This window comes from Ruegeria sp. AF8, assembly GCF_056541825.1.
This window is the reverse complement of the sequence record NZ_JBQFYW010000023.1, coordinates 1-19,089: the sequence shown is the minus strand read 5'-3', so window position 1 is coordinate 19,089 and position 19,089 is coordinate 1. Positions and strand designations below refer to the sequence as shown.

17 protein-coding genes and 2 pseudogenes are annotated in these 19,089 nt (G+C 54.7%); 8 read left to right on the top strand and 11 right to left on the bottom strand.

The window, feature by feature from the left end; genetic code table 11:
• Positions 1 to 70: 70 nt before the first annotated feature.
• Entirely contained in the window at positions 71 to 1,057 is a 987-nt protein-coding gene (gene dctP / locus ACR0AO_RS22145; protein ID WP_480608594.1) for a TRAP transporter substrate-binding protein DctP, read from the bottom strand.
• Between the two features lie 138 nt (positions 1,058 to 1,195).
• Here dctP and ACR0AO_RS22140 point away from each other — a divergent pair, with 138 nt between their 5' ends.
• On the top strand, positions 1,196 to 1,852 hold the full coding sequence (locus ACR0AO_RS22140; RefSeq protein WP_480608592.1) for a GntR family transcriptional regulator: 657 nt from the start codon (positions 1,196 to 1,198) through the stop codon (positions 1,850 to 1,852).
• A 499-nt stretch (positions 1,853 to 2,351) separates the two neighbouring features.
• On the opposite strand, the gene ACR0AO_RS22135 is transcribed toward ACR0AO_RS22140, so the two are convergent.
• From ACR0AO_RS22135 to ACR0AO_RS22115, 5 genes are read right to left on the bottom strand one after another with little or no spacing between them, the layout of a single operon-like run.
• Entirely contained in the window at positions 2,352 to 3,863 is a 1,512-nt protein-coding gene (locus ACR0AO_RS22135) for a class I adenylate-forming enzyme family protein (protein ID WP_480608590.1), read from the bottom strand.
• Entirely contained in the window at positions 3,860 to 5,281 is a 1,422-nt protein-coding gene (gene sauS, locus ACR0AO_RS22130; protein WP_480608588.1) for an acylating sulfoacetaldehyde dehydrogenase, read from the bottom strand. Before sauS ends, ACR0AO_RS22135 begins: the two co-directional genes overlap by 4 nt.
• Positions 5,282 to 5,340: 59 nt before the next feature.
• Positions 5,341 to 6,300 carry a Bug family tripartite tricarboxylate transporter substrate binding protein gene (locus tag ACR0AO_RS22125; protein ID WP_480608587.1) on the bottom strand — a complete coding sequence of 320 codons (960 nt, stop codon included), beginning with the start codon at positions 6,298 to 6,300 and terminating at the stop codon, positions 5,341 to 5,343.
• 42 nt (positions 6,301 to 6,342) lie between these two features.
• Positions 6,343 to 6,798, bottom strand: coding sequence for a tripartite tricarboxylate transporter TctB family protein (locus tag ACR0AO_RS22120; protein WP_480608586.1), 456 nt, complete (start codon positions 6,796 to 6,798; stop codon positions 6,343 to 6,345).
• Positions 6,795 to 8,306, bottom strand: coding sequence for a tripartite tricarboxylate transporter permease (locus tag ACR0AO_RS22115; RefSeq protein WP_480608584.1), 1,512 nt, complete (start codon positions 8,304 to 8,306; stop codon positions 6,795 to 6,797). Before ACR0AO_RS22115 ends, ACR0AO_RS22120 begins: the two co-directional genes overlap by 4 nt.
• A 113-nt stretch (positions 8,307 to 8,419) precedes the next feature.
• On the opposite strand from ACR0AO_RS22115, the gene ACR0AO_RS22110 reads away from it, so the two are divergent.
• Positions 8,420 to 9,451 (top strand): LacI family DNA-binding transcriptional regulator, encoded by a 1,032-nt coding sequence (locus ACR0AO_RS22110; RefSeq protein WP_480608582.1) that lies wholly within the window; start codon positions 8,420 to 8,422, stop codon positions 9,449 to 9,451.
• Between the two features lie 205 nt (positions 9,452 to 9,656).
• Here ACR0AO_RS22110 and ACR0AO_RS22105 read toward each other — a convergent pair whose 3' ends face one another.
• From ACR0AO_RS22105 to ACR0AO_RS22085, 5 genes and pseudogenes are all read right to left on the bottom strand, one after another.
• Positions 9,657 to 10,304 (bottom strand): hypothetical protein, encoded by a 648-nt coding sequence (locus tag ACR0AO_RS22105; protein WP_480608581.1) that lies wholly within the window; start codon positions 10,302 to 10,304, stop codon positions 9,657 to 9,659.
• Between the two features lie 91 nt (positions 10,305 to 10,395).
• A pseudogene (locus tag ACR0AO_RS22100) lies at positions 10,396 to 10,524 on the bottom strand (IS5/IS1182 family transposase); the annotation flags it as partial.
• A 62-nt stretch (positions 10,525 to 10,586) separates the two neighbouring features.
• Positions 10,587 to 11,186 carry a hypothetical protein gene (locus tag ACR0AO_RS22095; RefSeq protein ID WP_480608579.1) on the bottom strand — a complete coding sequence of 200 codons (600 nt, stop codon included), beginning with the start codon at positions 11,184 to 11,186 and terminating at the stop codon, positions 10,587 to 10,589.
• A pseudogene (locus ACR0AO_RS22090) lies at positions 11,110 to 12,240 on the bottom strand (adenylate/guanylate cyclase domain-containing protein). The gene ACR0AO_RS22095 and the pseudogene ACR0AO_RS22090 overlap by 77 nt, the downstream one beginning before the upstream one ends.
• 291 nt (positions 12,241 to 12,531) lie before the next feature.
• Positions 12,532 to 13,449, bottom strand: a complete 918-nt coding sequence (locus ACR0AO_RS22085; protein ID WP_480608577.1) for a LysR family transcriptional regulator — start codon at positions 13,447 to 13,449, stop codon at positions 12,532 to 12,534.
• Positions 13,450 to 13,609: 160 nt separating this feature from the next.
• Here ACR0AO_RS22085 and ACR0AO_RS22080 point away from each other — a divergent pair, with 160 nt between their 5' ends.
• From ACR0AO_RS22080 to ACR0AO_RS22055, 6 genes are all read left to right on the top strand, one after another.
• Complete coding sequence (locus ACR0AO_RS22080; protein ID WP_480608575.1) at positions 13,610 to 14,626, top strand: TRAP transporter substrate-binding protein; 1,017 nt, start codon at positions 13,610 to 13,612, stop codon at positions 14,624 to 14,626.
• A gap of 66 nt (positions 14,627 to 14,692) precedes the next feature.
• Positions 14,693 to 15,229, top strand: a complete 537-nt coding sequence (locus ACR0AO_RS22075; protein WP_480608574.1) for a TRAP transporter small permease — start codon at positions 14,693 to 14,695, stop codon at positions 15,227 to 15,229.
• A gap of 17 nt (positions 15,230 to 15,246) precedes the next feature.
• A complete protein-coding gene (locus tag ACR0AO_RS22070; RefSeq protein WP_480608572.1) occupies positions 15,247 to 16,587 on the top strand; it encodes a TRAP transporter large permease in 1,341 nt (446 codons plus the stop codon).
• A gap of 17 nt (positions 16,588 to 16,604) precedes the next feature.
• Positions 16,605 to 17,099: a universal stress protein gene (locus ACR0AO_RS22065; RefSeq protein WP_480608571.1), complete on the top strand. Its 495-nt coding sequence runs from the start codon at positions 16,605 to 16,607 to the stop codon at positions 17,097 to 17,099.
• 26 nt (positions 17,100 to 17,125) lie between these two features.
• Entirely contained in the window at positions 17,126 to 17,512 is a 387-nt protein-coding gene (locus tag ACR0AO_RS22060) for a nuclear transport factor 2 family protein (RefSeq protein ID WP_480608569.1), read from the top strand.
• Positions 17,513 to 17,541: 29 nt separating this feature from the next.
• Positions 17,542 to 18,945: an NAD(P)/FAD-dependent oxidoreductase gene (locus tag ACR0AO_RS22055; protein WP_480608567.1), complete on the top strand. Its 1,404-nt coding sequence runs from the start codon at positions 17,542 to 17,544 to the stop codon at positions 18,943 to 18,945.
• The last annotated feature ends 144 nt before the right edge of the window (positions 18,946 to 19,089 follow it).

The window sequence follows — 19,089 nt, the reverse complement described above, 5'->3', positions numbered from 1 at the left end:
ATGCAGGGAAGTCTGAAGATCAGACAGAGAGGCAGTTGCCGGGCGGCGTTATACCGCCCGGCCAACGGGGTCACTCGACCGCCAGTGCCTTGTCCAGCAGTTCTTGCCCGTCGGGAACTTCTTCCACGAAGGCTTTGTACGAGGTTTCCATCGCCAGCGTGCGCCAGGCTTCGAAATCCTCTGGTGTCATCTCGACGATTTCGACACCGGCCTCTTCAAAGACCTTGGCCGAGTTGGCGTCCTGTTTCTTGGCCTCTTCCAGATAGAAGGCCTGCGCCTTTTCGGATGCGGCCAGCAGGGCGGCCTGCTGATCTTCGTTCAGCCCTTCAAAGGTCGATTTGTTCATCAACAGTGGCTGATACATGAACCACAGCGCCACATCGCCCGCCGGCGTATAGCAGCTGACCTGCTCATAGATGCGGTAGCTGACGAAAGACGAGGACGAGGTATTGGCCGCCTGCAGAACGCCGGTCTGCATCGCGTTATAGATTTCAGAAGATGCCATCGACGCGATCGAGGCATCGGCACCGGCCAGCATCTGCTCGAACGATTTGCCCGCCGCGCGGGTTTGCAGGCCCGCAACGTCTTCGGGTTTGGTAATGCACTTGTCTTTGCCAGCAAAGCCGCCGGCCAGGTAACCGTGGACCAAAACCATCACATCATCGTCCGCCATCTTCGCTTCGAGCGCGTCCATGAAGGGCGAGTCGGCCAGACGGGCGGCGTGGTCATGGTTTTTCACCAGGCCCGGCATCAGAGTCAGATTATAGGCGGGCTGCTGACCGCCGGCATAGCTGAGTGGCAGAACCGTCATGTCCAGCTGACCACGGCTGAGAGGCTTGTACTGCTCACGCGGCTTGAACAGGGATTTCGAGCCGAAAATCTTGATTTCCAGGTCGACATCAGCCGCGGCAACCTCATCAGCGACCATCTGAGCGACCTGATGGCGTATGTCTTTGTTCGACCATTGGTGGGACAGGCGCAGCTCTTCCGCACTTGCCATGGTTCCGGCAGACGCAAGAGCCATGGCAGCAACGGCTGTTCTTAGCATCGACTTCATTTCTTCCTCCCGTTTTGAAACCCGGACGTGCCGGGGATGAATAAAAGCATAGGGTAGTGTTGTTTTTTTAGTCAAGCTTTTTGTATACAAGAATTGATTTCTTGAGTTCTCGTTTGTTCATAAGTAAAACAGAAACCTATGGACCAACGGCTTGCAGATACCATCGCTCAGGATTTGGAAGAGCTGATTTTTGACGGCACGTTTTCAGACGGGGATCGTCTGGACGAGGTTAAACTGGCCGAACAATTCGGTGTTTCAAGAACACCACTTCGGGAAGCATTTCAGAGGCTTGCCCTGTCGGGTCTGGTCGAACTGATCCCGCGCCGGGGCGCCTTTGTCCGACAGCCCGGACCGGTCGAACTGATGGAGATGTTCGAGGTCATGGCCGAGATCGAAGCCGTATGTGGCCGCCTCGCCGCGCTTCGCATTTCCGATCAGGCATTGCAGGACCTTACCGACGCAAATTCAAAATGCCAGATGGCAGTCGATGCTGGTGATCCTGACAAGTATTACCTCGAAAACGAGCGGTTTCATCGAATCATATACAGCCAGTCCGGCAATTCGTTCCTGGAACAAGAGGCGTCCAAACTGCACAGGCGGCTCAAACCATTCCGTCGGCAACAGCTGCGGTTTCGGGGCCGTATGTCACAATCGATGTCCGAACATGAAGACATCGTGCGCGCCCTCGATAGTGGCGACCCGGAAGAAACGGCAAACGCCCTGCGCGCGCATGTCGCGGTGCAGGGGGAAAAGTTCCACAACCTGATGGCCTCATTGAAGGTCGCATCCCAATAACGTCCCGATCTGCAGCCGTAACGGGGTGTTGATTTCTCGTACGTGGGCTTCCAATCGCTACAGGCACCGCGCAATGTCAGGGTAACGGCGTGTCCAAGGCCGCAAGGATCATCCGGACGGTGCTTTCAATGAAACAGAAATACCTGCGGCCCGCGTTTTGAAGGCGTTGGTTAACCACGAGATGAAAGACGTTGAAGTGATGATGCGGATTTAGGTCAACCAAGAGTACGGAAATTCCGGGAATGTCAGCGGCCGTTTTTAGCGGCCGATCAGCCGACCGGAGCCTCGCTCGGGGATCTCAACAGGGCCAGTGGCAACAACGCCGCCACCCAAACAGGCAGGACACAGAACAGTACTGTCGACATGACCGCTTAGATCTTCAAGTAAATTCTTGCAGTGCGCGAACCATCCACACAGGATATCAGACCACCCTGTTGGTGCAGCAGTGCAGCTCTGCCAGCGCGCAATTCGGGTTTTCCAATAACTGTGTCGCGGATGTTTACATCTTTGAGTTGCCAGTTTTCTCGTTAACAATCTTGAGTATTCTGTTTCTTTGAATTTTTCCCGATGGCCCTTTTGGAAGTTCCGGCAAGATATGAACTTCATCGGGTGACTTGAAACGGCCCAATTGGGCTTCGCAAATCCTCGACAGGTCCAGCGGCGTCAACTCAGAACCTTTGCGGATCTTGACAGCTGCCTCGACGGTTTCGCCGTAGCTGTCGCAGGGGCGCGCAAAAGCAGCGGCTTCAACAACATCGGGATGAGAGTAAAGAGCCTCGTCGATTTCGCGTGGAGCAATGTTTTCACCGCCCTTTATGATCAGTTCCTTCAGCCGGCCGGTGACAAAAACGTACCCGTCCTTGTCCATCCGGGCGAGATCACCAGTTCGCAACCACCCATCAGAACTAAACGTACCAGCAGTTGCACCGGGGTCCTTGAGGTACTCAAGCATCACATTCGGTCCGCGAATAACCAATTCACCTTCCGTTCCGTGTGGAACACGTCGAAGGTTTGCGTCAAAGATTGCTGCCTCATTTCCGTAAGCGATACCGGGCGAGCCAATCTTGCGGACACCCGGAGGTAACGGGTTGGACAGAATTTGCGCGGCGGTTTCCGTCAGCCCCATGGTTTCCACGATGGGAATTTCGAACCGGTCTTCAAAAGCGCGCTGTACATCCGGCGCCAATGCCGAAGATGCGGAACGACCGAAACGCACTCGCTGGCGAGTTTGCGCATCGGGTCTGGTATCAGCGTGCAGCAAGTGAGAAATTATGGTTGGCACGACCGAAAACCAGGTGGCCTCGACCTTCCCCAAATTGTTCCAGAACCGGCTGGCCGAAAAGCGTTCGCACATGGCCAATGATCCGCCCGAGACAAGCGTTCCCATGACAGTCACGCAAAGCCCGTTGATGTGGTAGATCGGCAATACGCAAAACCCGCGATCAACCTCGGACAACTCATGAGCAACGGCGGTGGTCCAACCGCCTGCCAGCAGGCTGGAATGGGTGTGAACCACTCCCTTGGGGCGACCGGTCGTTCCGGACGTGTACATCAGCAGCGCATGACTATCGGACGAAATGTTGTGCAGGTTACCTTCGGCCTCGGTGGCATCTGCAACTTGCAACGGGGTGATCTTTGCGGGATCCGCTGTTCGCTGGAACAATTCCGTTTGCCCGGGATGCACAAAACCATAGCGTGCGCCGCTGTGTTCCAGCGCATAGGCCACAGCGCTGTCACCAGCGACAAGGTTAATCATCGTCGCCCGGAAACCTCCGTAGAGAACGCCGAACAGGATCTCTAGCGCTTCACGGCAATTGGGGTAGAGGATGGCGACGCTTTCGCCTTTTTCCACGCCTATTCCGGTCAACATGCCCGCGATGCTGCGCGCTGTATTGCGCAATTCGGCCCACTTCAGGTCCGGAGCCCCGTCCGGGAAGACAAATCCTATCCCGCCCTGATCGGCCCTCAAATCCAGCCAGTCCCTGACGGTTCCTTTGGGTGGTTCCATCATTGGCCGACCTCTTCCCAATAATTGCCGAAGAGTTCTTCCAACCGGGGTTCGCGCGGCGGAGTTTCACGCACGATCTTGGTAGTCTGAACGAAGTGCCGCCAATGTAGGTTGGTGTCGATGGAATTCCCCCCCCAGCTGCCGCAGCCCATCGAGAGGGAAAAAGGCATTCCATTGGTGAAACTGCCACCAGTGGCAAAGGTATGCGCCTGGTTTACGATGATCCGACAGGTCGGCAAATCACGACCCAACCCAACCGCACGCTCGTCATCGCCAGTATGGATGCCAACGGAATGCCCAGCCCCCTGATGCGCCAGAATGCGAGTGGCAATAGCCTTGGCTTCTTCGAAATTTGCCGCGCGATAAAGTGCCAAAACCCGGCTGAGTTTTTCGCCGGACAAAAGATGATCCGAGCCTATCCCGTCGGTTTCTACTGCCAGAAATTTGGTCCCCTTGGGCACTTTATCCGCCATCTCCAGGGCTTCGAGCATTTTGTCAGCATCCTGCGCAATGACCGAACGGTTGAGATGACCGTCGGGCCAGAGCCGCACGACGATGTCACTTGCACCAGAAGACGGCACCAATGCACCGCCCTCGGCAGCCATCGCCGCTACAAACGCGTCATAGACCGCGTCCACCACGACCAACGCATTCTCAGATGAGCACGAAGTCGCGTTGTCAAAACATTTCGAAGCAGCGATCTTGGCGGCTGCCGCTTGCAGATCAGCAGTCTCATCCACAATCACCGTAACGTTGCCAGCACCGACGGCGACCGAAGGGGTGCCACAGGATTGCGCACGATGGACGTTGTTTTGGCTGCCGGTGCAGATCACCCGATCTACCGTTTCCATCAGCCGTTGTGTCTTGGCTTTGGATCCGGGCGCGGGGATCATCTGGACCAGATCATGATCCAGCCCCAGCTTGTCGAATTCAGAGTGAATATAGCCGATCAGCAACTCGCAGGACGCCACGCCCTTGGGGGAGGGCGCCACCACGATGGAATTGCCACCCTTGAGCGCATTGATGATGTTGTTTGCGGGCGTCGCGGCAGGGTTGGTCGACGGTACCACCGCACCGATTACACCGATAGGACGGGCAATCTCGGTAATGCCTGTTGCCGGGTCATCACTGATGATGCCATGTGTTTTCGCGTCAGCGATATCGCGCAACAGGCCAAGTGTCTTTCGGTGGTTCTTTGTGATCTTGTCGGGCACATTGCCCAGACCGGTGGTTTCAACAGCAGTCTCGGCCAGCGTCCGGTTGCGTTCCGGTTCCATGATGGCCCATCCCGCCGCCAGTGCCGCTTTGTCGTATAGTGCCTGACTGCCACCAGCTTCGAATGCTGCCTGGGCCGTACGCGCTCGTGCTATGATACGATCTACTTCGGCTATTTCGGGGGCAATCCCGTCCTGAGCGTTCATCTTGGTCCTCGATTGGTTGTTTGGGGCGGACCCGCTCCGCCCCGTTGGGAATGTCCGGATCAAAGACCGGCCAGCAATTCGTTCAGTGTCTGCTGACGTGCCGCCCACATCTCGATTACCTCATCACGGGTCATGATGTGCATGGGCGACCCGCCTGCCTCCATCTTCTTGGCCACACGGTCGTTGGCGAACATCTCGGGGACTGCTGCCGCCAGTTTCTCTATCACCTCGGGCGGCGTCCCTTTGGGCACCATGACACCGCGGAAATTGACCGACGAGTTGTCTACATCCAGCCCCTGTTCCATCATCGTCGGCACATCCGGTAGAAACGCGTTGCGCTCCAGATCGGCGACCCCCAGGATTTTGACGTTCCCTGCCTCTTGCGCGCGGAACGCATCCGACAGGTTGTTGATACCGCCCATCACTTCACCAGCAATCACTGCTTTCATGGCCGCGGCCCCGCCGCCTTTGGTCGGGATATAGGCCATCTTGGTACCCGCCGCCTTGTCGATCTGCAGGGCTGCAATGTGGTGGCCCACAAAAAGACCCGCCCCGGATACCGTCAGCTTACCGGGGTTTTCCTTGGCAAAGGCAACGACATCCTCCATCGAGTTGAATTCGCTGTCGGCACCAACCACAAAGACCGCCGGATCAGCGCCCCAGTTGGCGATGGGTTCAAAACTGTCTGTCGAATAGTCCACTCCACCCTTGATCGATTGAGCAATGAAATGCGGTACGTTATAGGCTGCCAGCGTATAGCCGTCCGGATCTGCCTGTGTGGCGAACCAGTTCCAGCCAACGCGCCCACCTGCACCGGGTTTGTTGATGATGGCGATAGGCATCCCCAGCGCGTCCTCGTTCCCGGACGTCATGGTGACAATCCGCGCCTGAAAATCCGTGGCACCTCCTGCGCCATAGCTGACCATCATCATGATCGGTCGTTCGGGGTATTCTTGGGCCACTGCTGCGCCTGTCAGGCTCATGACGGCCAATGTGGCCCCTGCAATCATTCGTCTCATTTGCGTTTCCTCCCAGATTAGGTTCAGACGCGCCCTACGCGGTCAGAACAAAATTTCCCTTGGTGTGTAGACATTTAGAAGCATGGCAAAGAGCCCGTACATCACCGCTACAAAGATCGCAGTGATAACCCCGCGCTTAGCCCAGGTCTTGACTTCGGAATGTGGGGCCGGATCGTAGGTCGACAGCAGGATGAAAAAGGCGATGGCTGTCGCAGTATAAAAACCAAACGCCTTCGCGGCCCAGAAAACGTAGATCAGTGTAATGATCAGACCCGGCAGCATGTTCAGGAACATCGTGCGTGTCACACCGTTTCCGACCTTGGACAAACCCACTACCGCTTTGCCGAACGTCCAGCCGGCCAGAACCACAAACACGGATGCGATAAGTCGCGGGAACAGGAATGCTTCGGCCGGCTGCTGGGTATAGCTGATCCAGGTCACCCAAAGACCCACTGCAAACACCAGACCCGACCCGAATATGTGTTGCGAGCGGTTCATGCCTGTGCCTCCTCTTTGGTGGTGTAGCGACGGTGGCGCAATTCCATCCAGACCGAGTAGGCGATTGAGGCCAACACAACCGCAATCAGCAGCAGGTTCAATCCGCCGGTCAGAAAATACGAAGCCTTTCCTACGGTCGCATCTGCAATCATCCCGCCTTGAATGAAGTTGGCCTCGGCGATGGGACCAAGGATCAACCCCAACACCAACGGTGCGGCTGAAAGACCAAAGCGCTCAAGGAAGAACATGCCGATGCCAAGACAGGCCATGACATAGACATCACCCATCGAGCCTTGCACCGAATAGGCCCCGAAGACTGACAGCGCCAGAACGATGGCGGCCATGACCGATTGCGGCACCTGTGCAACGCGTGCCGCAAGACCGGCAACATAGAGGCCGAAGATGCACATCAAGACCTGACCGATCAGCATGGAATTGATGAAGGTCCAGGCCACGTCGGGGTGATTGTCGAACAGGTCCGAGCCCGGGAATATCCCGTGGATCAGCAGCCCGCCCAGCAACACGGCGGCGGTGGGGCTGCCTGGGATCGACAGGGTCAGCAGCGGCACCAGCGAAGGGCCGACCATCGCATTATTGGCGGATTCCGCAGCAATCACGCCTTCGGGATGACCCGTACCGAACTTGTCTTTTTCAGATGAGAACTTTTTGGTCTGGTCATAGGCGACCAGCCCGGCGATCTGCCCGCCAACACCCGGGATCAGGCCAATGATCGAACCGGTCAGCGTGCCGATGCTGAGTGCCCGGGTTCGGGTGAACAACTCTCGAAATGCAGCCATGATCGAGTGGCGCTGCACTTCGATAACTTCAGCGCCCGTGTTGCGGCGACCCTTCGCAAACATCGTCAGAACCTGAGGGATCGCGAACAGGCCGATCAACGCGGCAATGATGTTGATGCCTCCGCCCAATGCCGGGTGAAAGATGAAGCGTTGCGCCCCCATGATGTCGTCAAACCCGATGGTAGCCAGCCACAGCCCGATACAACCTGAAAGCAGGCCTTTGACCACCGAGGCGGAATCCAGTGTCCCAATTACCGTCACACCCAGAATGGCCAGCCAGAACAGATGCGAGGGGCCAAAAGCCAGCGCCCATTTGGCCAGAACCGGGGTCAGAAAGATCAACAAGAGCACACCAAAAATACCGCCGACGGCCGAGGCCAAAAACGACAGTTGCAACGCTCGCGCACCTTGGCCCTGTTTCGCCATTGTATGCCCGTCAAGAGTTGTCGCGATATTTGCTGGTGCCCCCGGAATCTTGAGCAAAATGGCGCTGACTGCGCCGCCGGCAACGGTCGAAGTATAGGCAGCACCAAGCAGGATCAGACCCTGAGCCGCCTCAAGTTGGAAGGTAAACGGGATCAGAAGCGCAACTGCCATTGTGGGTGATAATCCCGGCGTTGCGCCCAAGATCAGCCCCCCAATCGTGCCACCCAACAGCAGGAGAAACGACAGCGGGGTGAATACGTCTCCGAAGTAGTAAATGAATTCCATTCAGGGCCTCCCAACCCGTCGGTTCACATTTTTACTTTTGTTGACAAATCAGGGTAGGCGATGAAAATAGTATTGCAAATGTTTTCATAACTTCGACCAGAAGGGAGAATATTTTGACTAATTTTCAAAAGGGTAAGGTCGATATTGTTGCGGTTGCAAAGGCTGCAAAAGTATCGCCATCCACAGTTTCCCGCACCTTCAATCACCCGAACTTGGTGAACCCTGCGACTCGCAAAAAGATTAACAGAGCGGTTCAGAAACTCGGGTACATCCGCAACCGGGCGGCACAGACGATGCATGGCAAAAGGTCAGGCACAATCGGTCTCGTAGTCCCCACGATCAACCACGCCATTTTTGCCGAGGTTATTCAGGCCTTTTCAGATTCGATCGACAAAGCCGGGTTCAGCCTGTTGCTGGCGTCACATGGATATGACCTCGACCGCGAATACGCGATGGTGCGCAAGCTATTGGAACATCGCGTGGACGGAGTGGCGCTGGTCGGGTTGGAGCACTCCGACGCAACCGCCCGGTTGATCGAACAGCAAAAAATTCCAGCGCTTGCCATTTGGAATTATTCGGAGGATTCCATCCTTCCGTGTGTCGGGGCTGACAATCGGCTGGCCGGGCGCCTTGCAACCGAGCATCTGCTCGCATTAGGACACCGAAACATTGGGCTGATCTTTCCCAAGACCACTGGGAACGACCGCGCGCAAAATCGCCTTTCGGCCGTGCATGATGCGCTCAACGAAAAAGGTATATCCGTTCCGAGTGAGCATGAGTCCGAAGCCCCATATAGCGTGTCTCAAGCCAAGCAAGCAGCCTTGTCCCTATTGACTGAACGCTCTCGTCCGACGGCTCTGCTTTGCGGAAATGACGTCATTGCACAGGGCGCATTATTTGCGGCCCAGAACCTGGGTTTGAAGGTTCCCGATGACCTGTCAATCATCGGTATCGGAGATTTCAAAGGATCCGCGGATGTCGAACCGGGGCTCACCACCATTCGTATCCCTGCAGAAACCATCGGAAAACTCGCCGGCGAGAGGTTCACTGATTATATTACCGCAGACGATCCGGAGCCATTCAGAATCTGCTGTGCGTTGGAACGCGTCGTTAGAGGAACAACAAGCCTGGCGTCGATTTCCTAGGTGTTCAGCCTCAGCCTGAGACAAAGTAACTGGATCCGCTATATCCAAAGTAGCTACAGGTATCTCCGTACCAGTTGTAAAATCGCTATTTGAGATCACGGGTCTTTTTCCATCACTGACCTTCCGAAGATCTTATTGTAGACATTTTTAGGGAGTAGATAAGTCTCAGATACCGCCCTTACCGCGTTAAGAAACTTCCATTCGTTTAATGGACACAATCTACAAAAGCACGACTTTCAAGAACCTTCCGTACAGGTATCAAGAATGCATCCGTTTTTAGCAGGCAATATAACACGAAATCAGATCTGATTGTATCAAGCTCACTAAACGCTTCTCCCATTATTTTTTCCATGGAGGACACGCTTTGAAGACTATCACAAAGCTCCTCAGAACACATTGCTTGTACTGACAAACGTTGCATTTCAGACAGTAAATGAGAGTACAGAACGGCGCGTTCAATGTCACCTGAACGGGCCATTTTAATTGTTATTAGGCGGCTTGCCCCATCCGACGCTGAATATATCTCCGAAGCATCACTCTGAATAACGGCCAGCACGGCCTCGGCCAGCGCGCCCAAAGCCGTATTCCCACCCGCGTCCCTCAGCATTCGCCGCAAGTAAGGTCTATTTTTCTCGTCACGATTCGATATTTGAAAGTGTGCAATCTCGTGGCATCCGTCGGGCGTTACGGTATCCTCGCCCTCCAAAAAGCTCAAATATCCCTCACAAGAATCAATAGTAAACATGACCGAGCTGGGATTTACTACTTCCGCTCTAACTTTCTCAATGGCGCTGAATGCGCCAAAGAAAACAATTACAGCCATTGCGCCAAAAAGGTACTTAGGCACTTTCATCATTATTTCTTAACTCTCTTGAAAAATTTCAAATTAGGGTCAGGACTCGTTCTTTTTTCATAGTCAGAACATGGCGGTTGCGGCAAGGGCGATTGCGGTTGATGAAGATTATTCCGCTTAACACACGCCGATCATCAACACGTGGCTTACCGTGTGACTACGGGCAGTAGGGCCCCAAACGCGCCATCTGCGCGTCGCTCAACCAGAAAAGATCAGACATGTTCACAGCTCGTTTTTGAACCGTGAATCACGCCGTCCAACAGAATTCAATGCGTCCTGACCCTAGATAAAGGGATCATGGGACCATTGCAAAAGTGCCTGTCTCTGTTTTGGTCGACACAGCAAATCTCCGGGCTCGCAATTTGCGCGGATTTGTCCGGCGTGTCGAGCAAAACTGCGCCATCGCTTTGATTGAACCACATCTATTTCCGGTAGCCGTCTTCCCAAATAGTAACGACAATACCACTGAAACCAGCCTCGAGGATCAGGGCCATAAATCCATCCTTTCATTTTCCAGTACGATAGGGGCTGTCGACTCTTGATCCCAAAAAAATTGAGCTTTGGATCGGGATGGTCTGCAATTCGAGCTTCAGCGAACCATTCTTCCGGAAGTTCGTTCCGGCAGTCGTTACAGTATTTGCCTTCGAAAACACCCATTTCCAACATCTGCGCCGGTGAGAAACGGGGCTCAAAACCCGGCATGAAATCCATTCCTTCGCGCGCGGAAATCCGGTACCGATAATTCCGCTGCATTCGGTCATTCACAACAATGGTGGAGCCAATAGTGTACATCTCTCTGGACCGCTCAATTCGCATCGGACGCTTGGGCAAAAGTCCAAACATCAATCGATTGAGAGCGACCGCGTAAGGTAAGCTTGCCATGTTGGTTTAGCGGCTCCAACAACCCTTCCTTTTTTCCGCTCTCAGGTAGTTCCCTGATCGCATCAACAATATTCTGGCTGACAACCAGATCACATTTGAGGGCCCGCGTTGCCTGCTGTATTCGGCTTGAGGTATTCACCGTGTCGCCAATTGCGGTAAAATCAAAATACTCTCTACCGCCGATGTCACCCAGAACAACAGGGCCATAGTGCAACCCAATGCCAATCTCGATTGGAAACAGACCTTTTTCGGCTCACATTTTATTCCAGTCGCGCGACGCCGCCAGCAACTCATATGCGCAGTGCAGCGCGTTGGCAGCATCCTGTTCTTCGACTTCCGGAAACCCAAATATGGCCAAAACTGCATCACCAATGTAGCTTTCAATCGAGCCGTTTGCTTCAAAAATTGCCCTTTCCATCCAGACATGAATATCACGCAGGATTTCGATTACCTGCTCAGGCTCAAGCTGTTCCGAAAATCTTGTAAAACCAACGATATCGGCAAACAGAACGGCGAGGTTCTGCCGCCGGACCTGACCAAGCGGCCTATCTTTCTTCACCAAGGCCTCTACAAGCCGAGGGGAAAAATAGCGGGCCAGATTGGACCTCGCCCGTTCCGCGGCGCGTTCCGCAGCTTGTGCCACTTGAACTCGCTTTGCTGCTGCCACACGTACCGAAACATCGCGTTGGATTGCCACATATTGGTGAATCTCACCGTGTTCGTTCCATAGAGGTACGATAGACCATTCCATCCAGAATTCTGAACCATCCTTCCGGTAGTTGATCGTTTGACCTTCCCATGTTTGCCCGCCCCTCAGCTTCTGAGGCATCCCTCGAAATATTCTCAGATCAGTCTTGGGTCCTTGAAGTATTCTTGGGGACTTGCCGAGTATTTCCGTTCTGGACCATCCGGTCATACGTTCAAATGCCGGGTTTACATAGACAATCGTCGGGCCGGGGGCATCAAGATCTGCGGCAGTGATCAATATGCTTTCTGCGGCAGCTTCAATTACCGCAGCCGCATCAATGTCGAGACTTGGGCCAGACCTTTGCAATACACATCTCCATTGTAAAACACCCTGCTTGCGCTGACGCTAGACAACATACATTAAGACGTTTGAAAAAATTAAGAGTCTCAACTTTGACGTCGATGATTTCGCAAGTTGGGCGGAACGAGACGGGTGCACCTCAAAAGGGAAACTACTGAACCCCACTTGTCGTTACGCACACTTCGGCCATATACGCAGCCAGTTCAAAGTGCCCGGACGAAAGGCCTGCTGTGGGCTGGGGCAACACCACTCCGAACAAAATCATGTCCGACGAGGCCAGTCCCTAAAATCGCCTTTTCATCTGTGTTCTCTGATCAAGTGTTTGAGAAACAGCTCAGCAACTCGCGTCACGCCGAGTTGTTTTCTGGTAATTGCAGCGAAATTCGTACGGTATTGAATCTCCTCTGGTAAAACGGTTTGCATAAGATTCTGGTTTACGAACCCTCCCGCCAAATGATCTGGAAGAAAGCCAAGGTAGCGTCCTGACATGACGAGGACTGCAAGCGCCTGTTCATTTTGAACCCTTGCTGACCGGCGAAAGCCGAGCTTTTGACCGACGAACTGGTTTGGTGAATTTACACTGATACCGGCATAGCTGTGATTGCGCACATCCTGAACACTCAACGATTGGTCGGGCACACCGAAAAGAGGGTGCCCAATGCCGCAATAGAGAAACATGTTTTCGCCGTACAAAGGTTCATAGTTCAAGCTGGATGACGGTCGGTGTAAGGCTACAATTCCAATATCAAGCTTGCCACCGATTACCTTCGCCTCAATGACATTTGGGGGCTCGATGGACAGTTCGATCCGGACCGCCGGCGCGGCTTTGTTGAACTCGTTGATGGACTTGGCCACGCGGGCTTCCGGATTTGACATACACTGGTCGAACAACGCGATCCGAATTGTGCCCGCCAATTTTTCCTTGATTTCGTTGACCTCGGTTCGAAATTTCGAAACCGCAATCAAAAGATCTTCCGCTGCAATCAAAACCTTCTGGCCGTCCTCTGTCAGCGAAAACCCCGCTGGCCCACGATTGCACAGCTTCAGACCCAATCGCAGTTCGAGGTCGGAAATGTGCTTTGAAATCGTTGATTTACCGATATTCAGGTCAACTTCCGCCGCTGACAGCCCGCCACTTTCCACAACTGTCTTGAATATTCGAAGAAGACGGAAATCAGTGTCTCCAATTTGGGTCGGAAGCAGTTTTTTGTTCATCCCTTAGGTTCGATATCTATGAAACCTTTCACGCAAATTTTAACAACGAAGAAACTTCCTTTGCAAGATAGATTTTCTCGACCGAGGCAGAATCGGACCGGCTTAAATTCTCCCCAAGCCAGCGCGCACCCCGGCAAACCTGACAAATGGGAGGACATCCATGTCATTTATCAAAAAGCTTGGCACTTTCACCGCTGCTGTTTCCACTGCGGCGTTGATGGTAGCAGGCGCAGCTGACGCGAAGAATTTCAAGATCGCCGTTGGCGACAGTGCGGGCAGTGCACAGGAAGCACTAGGCATCGCATTCGTCAAAGCGCTCGAAGAGAAATCGGGTGGCGAGCACACCGCGACCCTGTTTCTGAACGGTCAGCTGGGTTCCGAGCAAGACACCGTTAACGAAGCCGCCATCGGCACGCTGGACATGTCTCTGCTGGCCATCAACAACATCACGCCGTTCTCTCCTTCGGTGGGCGTGTTCACGCTGCCTTACGTGATCCTCAGCCTGGAAGACGCGGAAAAGCTGACCCAGGGCCCCATCGGTCAGGAGCTGGTTGAAAACACCATTCGTGACGCCGGCGTGCGTATCATCGGCTGGACCTATACCGGTTTCCGCCGCCTGACCAACTCGAAGAAGCCGGTCAAATCGGTTGCCGATCTTCAGGATCTGGTCATCCGTGTTCCCAAAAACGAGATCATGATCGAGACCTACAAGGCGTGGGGCATCAACCCGACACCGATGGCGTGGTCTGAAACCTTCACCGGTCTGCAGACCAAGGTGGTTGACGGGCAGGACAATCCGTACCTGACCATCAACGCGATGAAGTTCTACGAAGTTCAGGATCACGTTACCAACCTTCGCTACATCTTCTCGATCGAACCACTGATCATTTCGGAAGCCGTTTTCCAGGACCTGTCCGAAGAAGAGCAGCAGATGATCCTGGAAGCTGGACAAGAAGCCACCCAAGTTTCGGCCCAGTTCCTGCGCGACTCCGAAGCAGCCATCAAAGAAGAGCTGACCTCCAAGGGGATGGAAATCATCGATCCTGAGAACGACGAAGCCGAGTTCATCGAGCTGGCAACCGGTGCCGTCTGGCCGCAGTTCTACGACTCCATCGGCGGTGTTGAGAAACTGAACGCAGTTCTCGAAGCCATCGGCCGCGAGCCGGTCCAGCAGTAATTGCTGCAGAGCAAAAAAGAAAAGAGCGCTTCGGCGCTCTTTTCATCTCAGGGAGGAGTGAAACGCATGTTCTGGAAATTTCTGGACAACATAGAAAGTGTTATCTGCCGGGTCCTGCTATCCGGTTTCGTCTGCCTGCTCTTCGTGCAAATCATCGCGCGCGAAGTGTTCGGCTTTTCGATCAGCTGGATTGAGGAGCTCTCGGTCTATATGTTCGTCTGGTTTGTCTATTTCGGCGCCAGCTATGCAGCCCTGAAGGGCGCGCATAACCGCGTGACATTCCAGTTCAAATTCCTGCCTGACGGCTCGATCAAATACATCGAAGCTTTCGCGGATCTCTTCTGGCTCTTTTTCAACGTCTATTTTCTGTATCTGGCAACGGATTTCGTCTTTAACAAGATGAACAAGTTCTGGAAGTCCCAGACCCTGGGCGTCGAGATGAAGTATATCTACATGGTGCTGCCCATCGCCTTTGCGCTGATGACATTCCGCATCATTCAGGTGAATTACCGCCGCCTGATCAAAGGCGAGGAAATCCACGATCCGGATCAGATCGATCTGGATGAGATCAAAGCCGCCACCGAAGCGACAAAAGACCACTGAGGTAGGGAGGGGTAATCATGGAATCCGAAATCGTCACAATCCTCTTTGGATCATTTCTGTTTCTGCTGCTCATCGGCGCACCGATCACGGTGGCGCTGGGTGTGGCTTCGCTGGTCTCGTTCCTTTATCTGGATGAGAACCCGATCAAGTTTGTGCAGATCGCCTTTACCTCGGTGGGGTCCTTCCCGCTAATGGCGCTGCCCGCCTTTATCCTTGCCGGCGCCCTGATGGAGGCAGCAGGCATTTCGAAACGGCTGATCAACGTCGCCGAAAGCCTGGCCGGCCCGTTCACCGGCGGCATCTCGGCTGCAACAGTGATGGCCTGCCTGTTCTTTGGCGCAATCTCGGGCTCGGGCCCGGCAACAACCGCGGCCGTGGGGATGCTGATGATCCCCGCAATGATCGACCGCGGCTATGAGCGCGGCTATGCCTCTGCGATCACGGCCTCTTCTGGTGGCCTCGGGATTATCATTCCTCCCTCCATCCCGATGGTGATCTTCGGCATTGCCGCGCTCGGTATGGCGCCACCGGTGGAAGCGGTCGAGAAATTCGGTACATTCCAGTCGGTTTCGATTTCGAAACTGTTCATCGCGGGCTTCATTCCGGCCTTTCTGATCGCCACCAGCCTGCTGATCCTGAACTATTTCATGTCGAAAAAACGCGGCTATCAGGGCGTGGCCGAGGGCTGGTCGTTCCGCAACGTGATGTGTGAAATGTATCGCGGGTTCTGGTCGCTGATGGCGCCGCTGGTAATCCTGGGCGGTATCTATACCGGCTTTTTCACACCGACCGAAGCCGCCATCGTGGCGATCTTCTACACGCTGATCGTGGGCGTTGTGATCTATCGCGAACTGACCTGGAAATCCCTGTTCCAGTCGCTCGAGGCCACCACTTGGCTGACGGGCCGCGTTCTGCTGATCCTGTTCACGGCAACCGTGTTCGGCCGCCTGCTGGTGGAAAATCAGATCCCGGCGATTATCGCGGATTCGATGCTCAGCTTTACCAACAACCTCTATGTCATCTGGGCGCTGATCATCTTCTTCCTGCTGTTCGTCGGCATGTTCATGGAAACGCTGGCCACCATCCTGATCCTGGTTCCGGTGATGCTGCCCGTCGCCTATTCGGTGGGCATCGATCCGATCCACTTTGGCGTGGTGATGGTCTGTACTCTTGGCATCGGCTTCCAGACGCCGCCATTGGGTGAAAACCTGTTCATCGCATCGGGTATCTCGAACATCACGATCGAACAAATCTCGCTGCGTGCACTGCCGTTCGCCGCCGCCAACACGATCGCGATCTTCATCATCGCGTTCTTCCCCGAACTGTCGCTGTGGCTGCCACGGCTGTTAGGCTATTGATCTGAAAGGATGACGACATGAAACAACTGGTCACCAACATCCTGTTTGCCACCGATCTTTCGGAGAATTCATCTCATGCCCTGCGTCATGCCGCCAGCATTGCGCAGGCGACCGGGGCCAAGATTCACGTCCTGCACGTAAACGAACCGCTGTCGGATGATGCCAAGATCACGATGGAGATATTCATCCTGAACGAAGAAACGCGCAAAACCGCCATTACCCGCCGCCACGAGATGGTGCGCAAAGTACTGGCGGAACGGCAAGCGAATTTCTGGGCCCGGTTCGAAGGTGATGACGCTAAGATTCGGGAACAGGTGGCCTCTGTCGAGGTCACCGATGGCCATCCGGCCGAAGTGATCCTGCGCCGCTCGGTCGAACTGGACTGCGATCTGATCGTACTGGGCGCGCATGACCACGGCTTCTCTCACACTTTCCTCGGAACCGTCGCAAAGCGCGTTTTGCGGCGTTCCAGGATACCCACACTGATCGTACCGAACCCGGACGAAACGTAACAACCCCTCTGATAAGGAAGTACAAAATGAACAAAACCCTGACCGCGCAGGACCTGGCAGACACGTTCGACGCGTTCAACCGTCACGACATCGACGGTGTTATGACCCACTTTGCCGACGATTGCGTGTTTTACACTGTCGCCGGCAACGAGAAATTCGGCAACAAGGTCGAGGGCGCCGAAGCAATTGCCGCAGCCTTTTCGGGCGTGTGGGCGGGCATGAAAGATGCTCATTGGGACCACCACAGCCACTTTGTGCATGGTGACCGAGCCGTTTCGGAATGGACTTTCTCAGGTACTGACGCTGATGGCATGCGAGTCGAAGCAGAAGGTGCAGATCTTTTTACGCTGCGCGACGGGAAAATCATTGTAAAACAGGCGCTTCGAAAATCGCGCCCGATGTTCAAAGCCTGATCCACCACGCGTAACCGGAGGAAATAGGAATGGTGGACAACTCCATCCCTCGGCACTGGCCCAAGTCCAGCTACGATCCCAAATACGACCCGATCATCGATGCAGGACCGGGTCACAACCGCGATCATGCGCCAACCTACTGGATCGGCACCGCGGGCACTCCGCCCGCGGATGATGGACCGGTTTCGGAGGATATGAGCACAGATGTAGCCGTCATTGGCTCCGGCTATACCGGCCTGTCCACCGCCATTCATCTCGCCAAGGAACATGGCATCCAGGCCACTGTTCTGGAAGCAAACACCGTAGCCTGGGGCTGCTCGACCCGAAATGGCGGGCAGGCCCAGATCTCGTCCGGCCGGTTGAAGCGGTCGCAATGGATTCAGCGCTGGGGCGTCGAAACGGCCAAGGGAATGCACCGCGAAGTGTCCGAGGCGTTCGAGCTGTTCAATGACCTGATCGCCAGCGACGACATCGACTGTGATCCACAGACGGGGGGGCACTATTACATCGCCCACCGTGCCAAGGTGATGCCGGCGCTGGAAAAGGAAAGCGCGCTTCTGAACGAGACCTTCGGCTACGCCTCGCGCATTATTCCGCGCGAGGAATTGCATGCGGAACATGTGCGCGACATGGAAGCTCACGGTGCAATGTGGGAACCTGACGGAACCTGCATCCACGCGGGCAAGCTCGCTTTTGGTTATGTGAATATGGCCCGTCGCCTGGGTGTAAAGATCCACACAGGCAGCCCGGTCATGGGGTGGGAAACCAAGAACGGTGTGCACCATCTGCGCACGCCGGGCGGCATCGTCAAGGCCAAGACGGTGGCTCTGGCAACAGCCGGCTACACACCTCCGGGTCTGAGCAACAAGACAAGACATCGCCTGATGCCGATCTTGTCCAACTCGATGGTCACAAGACCTTTGACACAGGCAGAACTGGACGAGTGCGGAATTAAAACCAAGTCGCCGCTGACTGACACTCGTACTCTGCGCCACTACTATCGCCTTTTGCCCGACAACCGGATGCAGATCGGAAGCCGTTCAGCAGTCACGGGGCGTGATGCCGAGAACGAAAAGCATCTGGAAATGCTCAAGAAAGGTCTTGCCAGGAAGTTTCCAGCCTTGGAAGACATCAATCTGGACTATTCATGGTGGGGCTGGGTCGATGTCAGTCACGACATGATGCCACGCATTTTCCGGCCAAATCCCAGCGAGCGCATCTTCTATGCAATGGGGTATGGCGGAAACGGGGTGATGTATTCAGCACAAGCCGGTCGCCGCATGGCGCAGCAGATAGCCGGCGTCAAAGACGACGTCTTCAAACTGCCTATTTTCGCGTCGCCTCTGCCCAGCCACGGCGTGCTGACACCTTTCCGACGGCTCGGTCAACGCATGGCCTACGTCTGGTACCATCTCAAGGACGAAGTGATCTGATCGGCCGCAATCACACTCATGCAATAAACGGAACATATACAGAGGATCGAACCATGAAAATGACCACGGAAGAAGCCTTCGTCAAAACGCTGCAGATGCATGGCATTGAGCATGCATTTGGCATCATCGGTTCGGCCATGATGC